This is a genomic window from Amycolatopsis sp. cmx-11-12, from assembly GCF_046269425.1.
Taxonomy (GTDB): Bacteria; Actinomycetota; Actinomycetes; order Mycobacteriales; family Pseudonocardiaceae; genus Amycolatopsis.
The window spans coordinates 157,154-170,134 of sequence record NZ_JADNQM010000006.1 but is presented as its reverse complement, the minus strand read 5'-3'; the positions used below and the strand labels follow the sequence as shown (position 1 = coordinate 170,134).

Annotated in this window: 10 protein-coding genes; all 10 read left to right on the top strand. The window is 67.0% G+C overall.

Annotated elements, in window-relative coordinates:
- The first annotated feature begins 15 nt into the window (after positions 1-15).
- Complete coding sequence (gene aroF, locus ACLARN_RS10645) at positions 16-1,053, top strand: 3-deoxy-7-phosphoheptulonate synthase (protein WP_409491163.1); 1,038 nt, start codon at positions 16-18, stop codon at positions 1,051-1,053.
- A 696-nt stretch (positions 1,054-1,749) separates the two neighbouring features.
- A complete protein-coding gene (locus ACLARN_RS10640) occupies positions 1,750-2,982 on the top strand; it encodes a cytochrome P450 (RefSeq protein WP_409491162.1) in 1,233 nt (410 codons plus the stop codon).
- 62 nt (positions 2,983-3,044) lie between these two features.
- Entirely contained in the window at positions 3,045-4,520 is a 1,476-nt protein-coding gene (locus ACLARN_RS10635) for a tryptophan 7-halogenase (RefSeq protein WP_409491161.1), read from the top strand.
- Between the two features lie 25 nt (positions 4,521-4,545).
- Positions 4,546-5,712 carry a glycosyltransferase gene (locus ACLARN_RS10630; RefSeq protein ID WP_409491160.1) on the top strand — a complete coding sequence of 389 codons (1,167 nt, stop codon included), beginning with the start codon at positions 4,546-4,548 and terminating at the stop codon, positions 5,710-5,712.
- A gap of 24 nt (positions 5,713-5,736) precedes the next feature.
- Entirely contained in the window at positions 5,737-6,963 is a 1,227-nt protein-coding gene (locus ACLARN_RS10625; RefSeq protein WP_409491159.1) for a glycosyltransferase, read from the top strand.
- A 28-nt stretch (positions 6,964-6,991) separates the two neighbouring features.
- On the top strand, positions 6,992-8,191 hold the full coding sequence (locus ACLARN_RS10620) for a glycosyltransferase (protein ID WP_409491158.1): 1,200 nt from the start codon (positions 6,992-6,994) through the stop codon (positions 8,189-8,191).
- Positions 8,192-8,605: 414 nt separating this feature from the next.
- On the top strand, positions 8,606-9,430 hold the full coding sequence (locus ACLARN_RS10615; protein ID WP_409491157.1) for a PIG-L deacetylase family protein: 825 nt from the start codon (positions 8,606-8,608) through the stop codon (positions 9,428-9,430).
- A gap of 22 nt (positions 9,431-9,452) precedes the next feature.
- The gene (locus ACLARN_RS10610; protein WP_409491156.1) at positions 9,453-11,171 is read left to right on the top strand and encodes an ArnT family glycosyltransferase; all 1,719 of its coding nucleotides are present in this window, start codon (positions 9,453-9,455) and stop codon (positions 11,169-11,171) included.
- A 90-nt stretch (positions 11,172-11,261) separates the two neighbouring features.
- On the top strand, positions 11,262-12,074 hold the full coding sequence (mpaM, locus tag ACLARN_RS10605) for a daptide-type RiPP biosynthesis methyltransferase (protein WP_409491155.1): 813 nt from the start codon (positions 11,262-11,264) through the stop codon (positions 12,072-12,074).
- Between the two features lie 63 nt (positions 12,075-12,137).
- The gene (gene mpaM / locus ACLARN_RS10600; RefSeq protein ID WP_409491154.1) at positions 12,138-12,959 is read left to right on the top strand and encodes a daptide-type RiPP biosynthesis methyltransferase; all 822 of its coding nucleotides are present in this window, start codon (positions 12,138-12,140) and stop codon (positions 12,957-12,959) included.
- Positions 12,960-12,981: the final 22 nt, after the last annotated feature.

Sequence of the window (12,981 nt, the reverse complement as noted above, 5' to 3'; positions counted from 1 at the left end):
CCAAGGGAGACACAAATGGTAATCGTGATGGCGCCCGGAGCCTCGGCGCACGAGATCGACGCGCTCGTCTCGTTGGTGGAGAGAGCGGGCGGTACGGCGTCCGTCAGCCGAGGCGTCAGCCGGACGATCATCGGGCTGGTCGGTGACATCGAGCGGTTCGAGACGCTCGGCCTGCTCGGCAAACCGGGTGTCGCCGACGTGCTGCGCGTTTCGGTGCCCTACAAGCTGGTGAGCCGTGAGAACCATCCGGCGCGTTCGGTGGTCCGCGTCGCGGGGGTGCCCATCGGCCCCGGCACGATGACCTTGATCGCCGGACCGTGCGCGGTCGAGACGCCGCGGCAAACCCTTGCCGCCGCACGAATGGCACAGCAGGCGGGCGCGTCTCTGCTGCGTGGCGGCGCCTACAAGCCGCGCACTTCGCCGTATGCCTTCCAGGGGCTCGGCGAGGACGGCCTGCGCATCCTGGCCGACGTCCGGGAGACGACGGGGATGCCGGTGGTCACCGAGGTCGTCAGCGCGCACGACGTGTCCCTCGTGACCGAGTACGCGGACATGCTTCAGGTCGGCACGCGGAACATGCAGAACTTCGCGCTCCTGCAAGCGGTCGGTGACTGCGGCAAGCCGGTGATGCTCAAACGGGGCATGAACGCCACGATCGAAGAGTGGCTGATGGCCGCCGAGTACATCGCCCAGCGGGGCAACCTCGACATCGTGCTCTGCGAACGCGGTATCCGGACGTTCGAAACGGCCACCCGCAACACCCTCGACGTCTCCGCGGTCCCGGTCGCGCAGGGGCTGACCCACCTGCCGGTGATCATCGACCCGTCGCATTCCGGCGGACGGCGCGAACTGGTGCTGCCACTGTCCCGCGCGGCGATGGCGGCGGACGCGGACGGCCTGATCATCGATGTGCATCCCACGCCGGAAGAGGCGCTCTGCGACGGTCCCCAAGCGCTGGTCGCCGACGACCTCGCCGAGCTGGGCCGGGCCGTCCGCGAGTTCCCGCCGCTGGTCGGCCGCCACCTCACCGCGGGAGCCAGCCTCATGGCGTGATCGCCCGCCCGGCGCCGAACACGCGTGCTTGGAGCCGGAACTCGCGTGCTTGGAGCCGGAACTCGCGAGTTCCGGCTCCAAGCACGTGAGATCCGGCGGGAAGCACGTGAGATCCGGCTTTATCGAGGGGTGTGTGGAAATAGGGACGTTGAGTGTCCCTATTTCCACACACCCCCTCCGGATCCGGTGGTCACAGGGACTTTCGTGCGGGACTGTGTGGATTTCGGGTCAACTAACGCCCCAAAATCCACACAGTGAGGGCGCGGTCCGGCCTCGGGGCCGGTCATCGGCGCCGCACCGTGAGATCCAGCGAGTGTCGCGTGATCAGACGGCGGTTACGCGTGATCAGACGGAGATCTCGCGTGATAGGACGGATGACATCCGGCGGAATCCGGCCGCGGGTGTGTCCTCCCTCCAATCACGCGAGATCTCCGCTCAAGCACGGGAGATCGCCGTCCAATCACGCGTAAGGCCCGCAGGATCACGCGACAACGGAAGCACGCGAGTTCCGGGGCCGGTCATCGCCACCGCGCCGCCCCGTTCCGAAGGCCCCCGTTGTCCATGTGCGGTGCTGGACCTGCTGTCTGATTGCGGGTGGAATTGGGTCGCCAGAGTGTCCGGGCCGGTTGCGCCGGTGTCCATCCGGTGTCGTTCTCAGAACGCCACTCCTGGTCAGTGAAGGAGCTTCAGCTCGGTATGGATCACGTTATCGATGAGGTCGCGCCGATTTTGCGGCCGACGGCGAACTACATGATGAGAACGCTTTGCGATCCGCATGAGGACATGTTCGAACTCAGGGCGCACGGCCCGTTGTTCCGGACGGTCGGGGAAGCGAGCACTCAGCTGGGCGTCGACTTCGTCTGGCAGGCAATGGGCTATGACGTGGTGCGAAAGATCCTCGGTGATCACGAGAACTTCACGACGCGGCCCCGCCTGACCCAGTCGGAATCGGTGACCGGAAAAGGGAATCACGTGGCTTCCCAATTCGTCGGGCAGATCTCGACTTATGATCCTCCCGAGCACACCCGCCTGCGGAAAATGCTGACGCCGGAATTCACCGTCCGGCGGATCCGGCGGCTGGAGCCCGCGATCCAGGACCTTATCGACGAGCGGCTCGAGGCGATGGAGGCGGAGGGGCCGTCCGCGGACCTCCAGGGATTGTTCGCCGATCCGGTCGGCGGGGGTGTCCTGTGCGAACTGCTCGGCATCCCGCGTGACGACCGGCACGAGTTCATCCGCCGGATCAGGCGGAACGTCGATTTCAACCGCGGGTTCAAGGAGCGGGCGAACGACAGCGCGGCGTTCAACCGGTACCTGACCGGTCTCATCACCCGCCAGCGGAAGGATCCCGACGAGGGGTTCATCGGCATGCTCGTGCGAGAGCACGGGGACAACGTCTCGGACGAGGAACTCAAGGGCCTGTGCACGGCACTGATCCTCGGTGGCGTCGAGACCGTCGCCGGGATGATCGGTTTCGGGGTTCTCGCGCTCCTCGGCAATCCCGGGCAGATCGAAATGCTCCTCGCCGGTCGCGAGGAGGCGGATCGCGTGGTCACCGAACTGGTGCGTTATCTGTCGCCCGTGCAGCAGCCGAATCCCCGGATGGCCGTGAAAGACGTCGTCGTCGACGGGCAGTTGATCAAAGCCGGGGACTATGTCCTGTGCTCGATTCTCATGGCCAACCGGGATGAAGCGCTGACGCCGAATCCCAACGTCCTCGACGCGACCCGGCCGCCGATTTCGGACGTCGGATTCGGGCATGGAATCCATTACTGCATCGGCGCGGCGGTGGCGAAGGTGATGCTGCGGATGTCCTATCAGACCCTGTGGCGCCGGTTCCCCGGGCTGCGCCTGACGGTGCCCATCGAGGAGATCAAGCACCGCAACGCTTTCGTCGATTGCCCGGACCGGTTACCGGTCACCTGGTAGCGGACCGCAGGCCAAGTTCAACGACCACGACGAATTGACACTCGAACGAGGAATGGTGGGATATGTCGGCGGAAGAGTTCGATGTAGTGGTGGCCGGTGGCGGGCCTGGCGGCTCGACCGTCGCCACCTTGGTGGCCATGCAGGGGCACCGCGTCCTGCTGCTGGAGAAAGAGGTCTTTCCCCGCTATCAGATCGGTGAGTCGCTGCTGCCCGCCACGGTGCACGGGGTGTGCCGGATCCTCGGTGTCTCGGACGAACTGGCCAACGCCGGATTCCCGATCAAGCGCGGCGGCACGTTCCGCTGGGGTGCCCGCCCGGAGCCGTGGACGTTCCACTTCGGCATCTCGGCCAAGATGACCGGCTCGACGTCGCACGCCTATCAGGTCGAGCGGGCGAAGTTCGACCAGATCCTGTTGAACAACGCCAAGAGCAAGGGCGTCGTCGTGCGCGAGGGGTGCTCGGTCAACGACGTGGTGGAAGAGGGCGAACGCGTCACCGGGCTGCGGTACACCGATCCCGACGGCAACGAGCGTGAGGTGTCGGCGCGCTTCGTGATCGACGCGTCGGGCAACAAGAGCCGGCTGTATTCCAAGGTCGGCGGTACGCGGAACTACTCGGAGTTCTTCCGCAGCCTGGCGCTGTTCGGCTATTTCGAGGGCGGAAAGCGGCTGCCCGCGCCGGTGTCGGGCAACATCCTGAGCGTGGCCTTCGACAGCGGCTGGTTCTGGTACATCCCGCTGAGCGACACGCTGACCAGTGTCGGCGCGGTGGTGCGCCGGGAGGACGCCGACAAGATCCAGGGTGACCGCGAGAAGGCACTCATGGACCTGATCGGCGAATGCCCGTTGATCTCGGAGTATCTGTCCAACGCGACCAGGGTGACGACCGGCAAGTACGGGGAGTTGCGGGTCCGCAAGGACTATTCGTACCAGCAGACGACTTTCTGGCGCCCGGGGATGGTCCTGGTCGGCGACGCCGCGTGCTTCGTGGACCCGGTGTTCTCCTCTGGTGTGCACCTGGCGACCTACAGCGCGCTGCTCGCGGCCAGGTCGATCAACAGTGTCCTCGCGGGCGATCTGGACGAGAAGACCGTACTGACCGAGTACGAGGCGCGGTATCGCCGCGAATACGGCGTGTTCTACGAATTCCTCGTGTCGTTCTATCAGATGAACGTGAACGAGGAATCGTATTTCTGGCAGGCCAAGAAGGTCACGAAGAACGAGAACACCGACATCGAGTCGTTCGTCGAGCTGATCGGTGGCGTGTCCTCCGGTGAGACGGCGCTGACGGCCGCGGACCGGATCGCCGAGCGCAGTGCCGAATTCGCCGCGGCCGTGGATCAGATGGCCGGCGGCGACGGGGACAACATGGTGCCGATGTTCAAGTCGCAGGTGGTCAAGCAGGCGATGCAGGAAGCGGGCCAGGTGCAGATGAAGGCGATCCTCGGTGAGGACGCCGAGCCTGAAATGCCCCTGTTCCCCGGCGGGCTGGTGACCTCGCCCGACGGGATGAAGTGGCTGCCGTACCACCCGGCTTGAGCGGCCTAGCGGAGAGGGAACGCACATGCGTGTGCTGATTTCGGGCTGTGGATCACGCGGCGATGTCGAACCGCTGGTGGCCTTGGCCGTGCGGTTGCGGGAACTCGGTGCGGAGGTGCAGGTGTGCGCACCGCCGGATTACGTGGAGCGGTGCGCCGCTGTCGGGGTGCCGATGGTGTCCATCGGACGGCCGGTGCGCGCGGGGGCACGTGAGCCGGGAGTCCTGCCGCCCGGGGCGCCCGAGGTCGCGGCCGAGGTGATCGCCGAGCAGTTCGACCGGCTCCCGGAGGCCGCCGAGGGATGTGACGTGGTGCTGGCGACCGGTTTGCTGCCCACCGCGGTCGCCGCCCGGTCGGTGGCCGAGAAGCTGGGCATCCCCTACTTCTACACCGTTCTCTGCCCGGACCATCTGCCGACGGCGCACACTCCGGCGCGGCGGGCCCAGTACAACGAGGGCGCCGACAGGTTCGCCGGTGGCGCGGTCAACGAGCAGCGGGCCTTGATCGGCCTGCCACCGGTGAAGAACCTTTTCGACTACGGCTACACCGATCGGCCGTGGCTGGCGGCGGATCCGACCCTTGCCCCGCTGCGGCCGGGCGAGGAAGCGGTGCAGACCGGCGCGTGGATCCTGCCCGACGAGCGGCCCCTTCCGGCGGAGCTGGAGGCGTTCCTGAACGCCGGGCCGGCACCGGTGTACGTCGGTTTCGGCAGTTCGCTCAAAACCGCCGACGCCGACAAGGTGGCCATCGAGGCGATCCGAGCACAGGGCCGCCGGGTACTTCTTTCGCGTGGCTGGGCGGATTTGGCCCTGCCCGACGACGGGGACGACTGCTTCGCGGTCGGCGAAGTGAACCTTCAGGCGTTGTTCGGCCGGGTGGCCGCCACCATCCACCACGATGGCGCGGGCACGACGCACGTGGCCACGCGGGCGGGTGCCCCGCAGATCGTGGTGCGCCACATCATCGAGCAGGTCTACTACGCCGGGCAGGTGGCGGAACTCGGTATCGGTGCGGCACTCGACGGTCCGACTCCGACGTTCGAGTCCTTGTCGGCGGCGCTCGACACGGCTTTGTCGCCGGAAACCCGCGCGCGGGCGAAGGAAGTGGCCGCCGCGATCCGTACCGACGGGACCTCGGTGGCCGCGAACCTGTTGTTCCGCGCAGTCCGGGAAAAACCGTCCGTTTCCGTGTGAACCCTACTGAACTGAGGGCACGTAATGCGTGTGTTGTTGTCGACGTCCGGCAGTCGCGGGGATGTCGAACCGTTGGTGGCCTTGGCGGTTCGGTTGCGGGAACGCGGCGCCCAGGTGCGGATGTGCGCGCCGCCGGACGCCGCCGAGCGGCTGGCCGAGGTCGACGTGCCGCTGGTGCCGATCGGCCGTCCGGCGCGCCCGAAGGCGGACGGGGCGGCACGGCCGTCGCGCGAGGAGATGGCCCGGTTCATGACCGAGGCGATCACCTTGCAGTTCGACCAGGTCCCCGCGGCCGCCGAGGGATGTGACGCGGTGGTGACGACCGGCCTGCTGCCCGCGGCGGTCGGCGTCCGGTCGGTGGCCGAGAAGCTGGGCATTCCGTACTTTTACGCCTTCTACTGCCCGATCTACGTGCCGTCACCGCACTACGCGCCGCCGCCGCCGATCGGCGAGCCACCCGCGCCGGACGGAACCGAGATCCGGGCGCTGTGGGACCGGAACAACCAGAGTGCCCACAACCGGTACGGGGAGACGCTCAACAGCAGGCGGGCCGCGGTCGGCCTGCCGCCGGTGGAGGACATTTTCGGTTTCTGCTACACCGATCAGCCTTGGGTGGCGGCGGATCCGGTGCTGGCCCCGGCGCAGCCGACGGACCTCGACGTCGTGCAGACCGGCGCGTGGCTCCTGCCCGACGAACGGCCGCTTCCGGCCGAGCTGAAGGCGTTTCTGGACGACGGCCCGCCGCCGGTGTACGTGAGTTTCGGCAGTATGCGCGCGCAGGCCGACGCCGCCCAGTCGGCCATCGAGGCCGTCCGCGCACAGGGCCGCCGGGTGATCCTCGGTCGCGGCTGGGCCGAGTTGGCCCTGCCCGACGACCGGGACGACTGCCTCGCCGTCGGCGAGGTGAACCACCAGGCGTTGTTCGGCCGGGTGGCCGCCGTCGTCCACCACGGCGGTGCGGGTACGACGACCGTGGCCGCCGGTGCGGGCGTCCCCCAGGTGCTGGTGCCCCAGATCGCGGACCAGCCGTACTACGCCGGCCGGGTGGCGGAACTCGGTATCGGTGCGGCACTCGACGGTCCGGCTCCGACGTTCGAATCCTTGTCGGCGGCGCTCGCCACGGCCTTGGCCCCGGAAACCCGCACGCGGGCGAAGGAAGTGGCCGGGACGATCCGCACTGACGGGGCGTCGGTGGCCGCGGACTTGCTCCTCGACGCGGTCAGCCGGGAAAAGCCGTCTGTTCCCGCCTGAACCCAACCTACGGAACTGGGGATACGTAATGCGCGTGTTGTTGTCGACGTCCGGCAGTCGCGGGGACGTCGAACCGTTGGTGGCACTGGCGGTTCGGCTACGGGAACGCGGCGCGGAGGTGCGGATGTGCGCGCCGCCCGCCGCCGCCGAGCGATTGGCCGAGGTCGGGGTGCCGCTGGTGCCGGTCGGCATGCCGCAGCGCGTGATGTTGCAGGACGGGATGCCGCCGCCGTCGCCCGAGGACGAGCGACGGCTCGAGGCCGGGTTGGTCGCCATGCAGTTCGACCGGGTCCCGGCGGCCGCCGAAGGGTGCGACGCGGTGGTGACGACCGGAGAGCTGGCCGCCGCGGCCGCCGTACGGTCGGTCGCCGAGAAGGCGGGCATCCCCTACTTCTACGCCGCCTACAGCCCGGTTTATCTGCCCTCGGCGCATTTCCAGCCACCTCTGGACGAGCGAACCGAACCGGGCGTGACCGACAACCGGGTGCTGTGGGAGCAGCGGCACCAACGTTTCTACAAACGCTTCGGTGGCCCGCTCAACAGCCAGCGGGCCTCGATCGGCCTGCCGCCGGTGGAGAACCTCTTCGACTACGCCTACACCGATCAGCCATGGCTGGCGGCGGATCCGGTGCTGGCCCCGGTGCAGCCGGATCTCGACGCCGTCCAGACCGGAGTGTGGGGCCTGCCTGACGAACGGCCTCTTTCGCCTGAGCTGGCGGCGTTCCTGGACGCCGGGTCGGCGCCGGTCTACGTGGGTTTCGGCAGCGCGACCGGAACCGCTGACGCCGCGAGTGTGGCCATCGAGGCGATCCGTGCCGAGGGCCGCCGGGTGATCCTCTCCCAAGGCTGGGCCGACCTGGCCCTGCCCGACGACCGGGACGACTGCTTCGCCGTCGAGGAAACGAACCTTCAGGTGCTGTTCGGCCGAGTGGCCGCCGTCATCCACCCCGGCAGCGCGGGCACGACGCACGTGGCCGCGCGAGCCGCCGTTCCCCAGCTCGTGATCCCCCGGTACACGGACCAGCCGTACTTCGCCGGACGGGTGGCCGAGCTGGGCATCGGTGCGGCACATGAGGTCGCGGACCCGACGTTCGACTCCCTGTCGGCCGCGCTCGCCACGGCTTTGGCCCCGGAAACCCGCACGCGGGCGAAGGCCGTGGCCGCCACGATCCGCGCCGACGGGGCGGCGGTGGCCGCGGAACTGCTTCTCGACGCGGTCGGCCGGTAAGCCGCACGTTCTTTGGTGGGTACCGGCGCGATCTCGTGACGATGGAGGAACCGGGACACTGAGTGATGCTGTTGGTGAATTCGTGGCCACGCGAAAGGGGCCCCGGGTCGTCGCGTGATCTTAGGGAGGACACGCGTGACTGGATGGAGATCACGCGGCCCAGTCCGACCGCGGCCGAGTTCTCCGTCCAAACACACGTGATCTCCGTCCAGTCACGCGTGATCTCCCTAAGAACACGCCAGGAGAGCTTCGCGTGGCCACGAATTCGCCAACAGCATCACTGAACGTCCCGATTCCCACATCGTCAGCCTTCGGGCCGGTCCGGCGTAGGTAGGGAACCACGCCTTTGCTGTGCCGGGGTTTGTCCAGACTTCGCCGTTGTAACGTGGCACCGTTGTCGCCAAAGTTATCGCTATGTCTCACGACCCTGACGCGACCCGGCTACTGGCGATCTCCGCCCATTTGGACGACGCGGCCCTGTCCTTCGGGGCCGGGCTCGCCCAGGCGGTGCAGGACGGTGCGAAGGCGACCGTATATACGGTATTCGCCGGTACAGCAGCGCCCCCTTACTCCCCGGCGGCGGAGCGGATGCACTCGCTCTGGGGCCTCTCACCGGACCAGGACGCACCGCTACATCGCCGAAATGAAGATATCGCCGCGCTCGATCACCTGGAGGTCGACTACCGGCATGGCCCGTTCCTTGATTCCATCTATCGCAAGTTGCCGGACGGCCGGTGGTTGGCCGACAACGTGGAAGGCCGCCAGAAGCTGGCAATCAGCCGGCAATCGCCACAGAGCGATCCGGTTCTCTTTTCCGCGGTCAAGGATGACATCAAGTCGGTTGTCGAAGAGTGTGCCCCGACGCTGATCGTCACTTGTGCGGCTATCAGTAATCATATCGACAACGAGATCACGCGAGACGCCGCACTGTTCGTCGCATACGAGAAGGACATTCCGATACGACTGTGGGAAGACCTTCCTCATGCGACGTTCGGCTTGGGCGCGGCCGAACTGCCGGAGGGTTTTCATCTCGGCCCTCCCGATTTCGGCTCCGTCAAGCAGGAGGCGCGGACGCGGAAATTCGCCGCGCTGAAGCTCTATCCGTCACAGATGCTGATGCTCAGCGGACCCGACAAGGATCTGTTCGCCCAGTTGGAAGGGCACGCACGGAAAAGCTCGCCGTCCGGCGGATACGGTGAAACGACCTGGCCGGTGCTCCGCGGCGAAGACAAGTCCTGAGATCATGTCCGGAGGTACAGGCGTGTCCGTAACACTTGATTATCTGCCGTCGCCGTCTCAGGAATCCGTTCCCGACGACAGATCCACTCGGTGGGCGGTCTGGCGTTCGCCGTCGGGTCAGCCACCGTGGGCCAGGCCCGCGCTGTTGGGCATCGCGTTCGTGGCGGCGGTGCTTTACGCCTGGAACCTGTCGCTGGTCGACTACGCGCCGCTGTACTCGGAAGCTGTCAAAAGCATGTCCGGGAGCTGGAAAGCATTCTTGTTCGGCGCCATCGACATGGAGGCGACGTACACGCTCGACAAGCTCGCCGGGTCTTTTGTGCCCCAGGTCATCTCGGCCAAGATCTTTGGTTTTCACGCTTGGTCGCTGGCGTTGCCGCAGGTGATCGAGGGTGTCATCTCGGTGCTGGTGATGTACCGGGTGGTGCGGCGGTGGGCGGGCGTGGTTCCCGGTCTACTCGCCGCGGGTATTTTCACCCTGACTCCGGTCGCCGCGTCCATGTTCGGGCACAGCATGCACGACGGTCTCCTGACGATGTGCCTGGTGCTCGCCGTCGACGCGTATCAGCGCGCGGTGCTGGAAGGACGACTGCGGTCACTGGTGTGGGCCGGTGTCTGGGTCGGGATCGGCTTCCAGGCCAAGATGTTGCAGGCGTGGATGGTCCTGCCCGCCTTGGCGGTCGGGTACCTGCTGACAGCGCCGATCGAGCTGCGCCGCCGGGTGAAGCATCTGGGGATCGCCGGGGTGACGACGCTGGCGGTGTCGCTGTCGTGGATCGCGCTCTACACCTTCACCCCGGCCGACGACCGGCCCTACATCGATGGCAGCACGAACAACAGCGCCGCCGCCATGGTCTTCGGCTACAACGGTCTCGGGCGCGTGGGCATCGACCTGCCAGGGGCCAGGACAGTCTCCGACAGCGACATCCCGACGGCCAACCCGGACATGCCGCCTCCTCCGCTGGTGGACATTCGCCCCACCATCAGGGGGAATCCGTGGGAGGACCCGACGAAGGTCAAGAGCCGGGAGAGCCCGAGCGGGTGGGGCAAGCTGTTCGACGGTCACCTCGGCGTCGCGATCGCCTGGCTGCTCCCGCTCACGCTGCTGTCCCTGTTGTGCGGGCTCTGGTGGTGGCGCCGGGCCGAACGCACCGACCCGGTGCGTGGCGGGTTGGTGATGTGGGGAGTGTGGCTGGTGACATTCGGCTTGGTCTTCAGCGCCGGCGAAGTCGCGCATACCGCGTATGTGGCCTCGTTCGCGCCCGCGGTCGCCGCCCTTTCCGCGCTGGGCATCGTGATGTTCTGGCGGGCGTTCCGGCGTGGCGGCGGGCAGGCTTGGATACTGCCGGTCGCGGTCGCGGCCGAAGTGGCTTGGGGTGCCTGGCTGTGGTCCCATTACCCCAACTTTCTGCCAGGGGCGAGATGGGGCGCGCTCACGCTCGGCGTGATCGCCGTCGTCGTGCTGGTTTTGGCGCGAGTGCTCAGGACCGCTTCCACCGCACTGGTCACCGGCGCGCTCGCGCTCGGTGTCGCGGCCATGCTGGCCGCACCCGCCACGTATGCCGTCTCCGTCCTCGACCCCGATTACGCCGGTGCCTCCTACGACGCCAACGCCGGACCGGAGTCGGGCAAGATTCCCAGTGGACCGGGGGCAGGCAGACTGCCGGCCGGCCCGGGGCCGGGCGAACCGCCGCCTGGACCGGGCCCAGGCGGCACCCCAGGAGATGGTGGCGGTGGGTGAGCCGGTGCCTTACTTGTCCTTTGTGGACACGCCGGCTCCGTCCATCTTCCGCTCATGCCGGAGGCGACCGGCTGCCCGTATTCTGGCCTTATGAGTGAACGAATCCGGACCACCCGCTCGGACACCTTGCTCGCCTCGGTCGGCGGGCGAGGTGTCCTGTGCGGCATCTATGACGAGGACGCCGCGGACACTTATCACGATTTGATGCGGGATTCGGACGGCACCTCGGAAGCACAGGAGTTCGCGACCCTGATCCGCCCGGCGTCCGGGCCGGTGCTGGAACTCGCCGCCGGAACGGGACGGGTGACCTTCCCCCTCCTGGAACTGGGCTTCGAGGTGACGGCGCTCGAACTGTCGACCGCGATGATCGCCACTTTCCGGGAACTGCTGGAAAACGCGACGGTGGACGTCCGGAAACGGTGCACTGTGGTGCAAGGGGACATGACCGCCTTCGCGTTGGACGAACGCTTCGAAAGGGTGGTCGTCAGCTCGGGCTCGATCAATGTCCTGGACGCCGCGGACAGGCCTGGCCTGTACGCCTCCGTTCGCGAGCATCTCGCGCCCGGCGGGCGATTCCTGCTCGGCGTGGCCGTGGCGGAGGCCGTCAAGCCGGGGCAAGGGGAACGCCAGCAGGAGCTGCCTGGTCTCAGTGGCCGGCGGTATGTACTGCACGCGGCGCTGTTGCCGTCCGAGGAGATCCACGAAATCACCATTTACCCCGCCGAAGAAACGGCCGATCCCTTCGTCGTCTGCACGAACCGGATCAGGCTGCTGAAAGCGGAACAGGTCGTGCGGGAACTCGAAGAAGCCGGATTCGACATGGTCACGCGGACCCCGTTCGCGTCCGCCGGACAGAGTTCTCCGGACGTGTTGTTGTTGGAGGCCAAGGTGAGTGGGGCGTAGTGAGTCGGCGTCGTCCAGCTCGCGCTCGTGCCGGAGACAACCGCCCGGCCGTATTGTGGCCGTATGACCGAAAATTTCGTGTACGAACCGGTCCGGACCGCCTACGCGGACACCCTGCTTGCCTCGGTGGGCGAGCGAGGTGTGCTGTGCGACTACTACGCCGAGGAAGCCAAGGACATTTATCAGGACTTGATGGATGACGAAGACGAGTCGGCCATCGCGGAGGCGAAGGAGTACTCGACCCGTATCCGCCCGGGATCCGGACCGGTGCTGGAACTCGCGGTCGGAACGGGGCGGGTGACCTTCCCTCTCCTGGAGCTGGGCTTCGAGGTGACCGCGCTCGAACTGTCGGACACGATGCTCGACGTCCTCCGGAGGCGGCTGAGGAACGCGCCGAAGGACGTGCGGGATCGGTGCACCGTGGTGCAAGGGGATATGGGCGCTTTCAAGTTGGACAAGCGTTTCGGAACGGTGATCATCAGCCCCGGAACGCTGTCGGTCTTGGACGATGACGGCCGGGCCGGTTTGTACGCCTCGGTTCGTGAGCATCTCGCGCCCGGCGGACGATTCCTGGTCGGCGTCGGCCAGCAGGATCCCGCGAAGTCGGAGCCGGAGGAGCGCTCTCAAGAATTGTCGGGCAAGAGTGGCCGGGAATATGTGCTGCACCACGCGAGACTGTTCTCGGGGGGCGACGAGATCAACGACATCACCATTTACCCCGCCGACAAAACGGCCGATCCCTTCGTCGTCTGTACCCATCGCATGCGGATTCCCCCGATGGATCCGATCGTGCGGGAATTCGAACAGGCAGGTTTCGCCGTGACCGTGCGGCCGTTCACCGGCAAGCGTCCGGAAGACGTGTTGATGCTGGAGGCGTCGTTGTGAGGGGTTAAGGCGAGCGTGGCGT

Excerpts from the sequence above, each read along its gene's own strand:
- ACLARN_RS10640 (WP_409491162.1), top strand. The coding sequence starts at position 1,750 with ATGGATCACGTTATCGATGAGGTCGCGCCGATTTTGCGGCCGACGGCG.
- ACLARN_RS10615 (WP_409491157.1), top strand. The coding sequence starts at position 8,606 with ATGTCTCACGACCCTGACGCGACCCGGCTACTGGCGATCTCCGCCCAT.
- ACLARN_RS10630 (WP_409491160.1), top strand. The coding sequence starts at position 4,546 with ATGCGTGTGCTGATTTCGGGCTGTGGATCACGCGGCGATGTCGAACCG.
- mpaM (WP_409491154.1), top strand. The coding sequence starts at position 12,138 with ATGACCGAAAATTTCGTGTACGAACCGGTCCGGACCGCCTACGCGGAC.
- ACLARN_RS10635 (WP_409491161.1), top strand. The coding sequence starts at position 3,045 with ATGTCGGCGGAAGAGTTCGATGTAGTGGTGGCCGGTGGCGGGCCTGGC.
- mpaM (WP_409491155.1), top strand. The coding sequence starts at position 11,262 with ATGAGTGAACGAATCCGGACCACCCGCTCGGACACCTTGCTCGCCTCG.
- aroF (WP_409491163.1), top strand. The coding sequence starts at position 16 with ATGGTAATCGTGATGGCGCCCGGAGCCTCGGCGCACGAGATCGACGCG.
- ACLARN_RS10625 (WP_409491159.1), top strand. The coding sequence starts at position 5,737 with ATGCGTGTGTTGTTGTCGACGTCCGGCAGTCGCGGGGATGTCGAACCG.
- ACLARN_RS10620 (WP_409491158.1), top strand. The coding sequence starts at position 6,992 with ATGCGCGTGTTGTTGTCGACGTCCGGCAGTCGCGGGGACGTCGAACCG.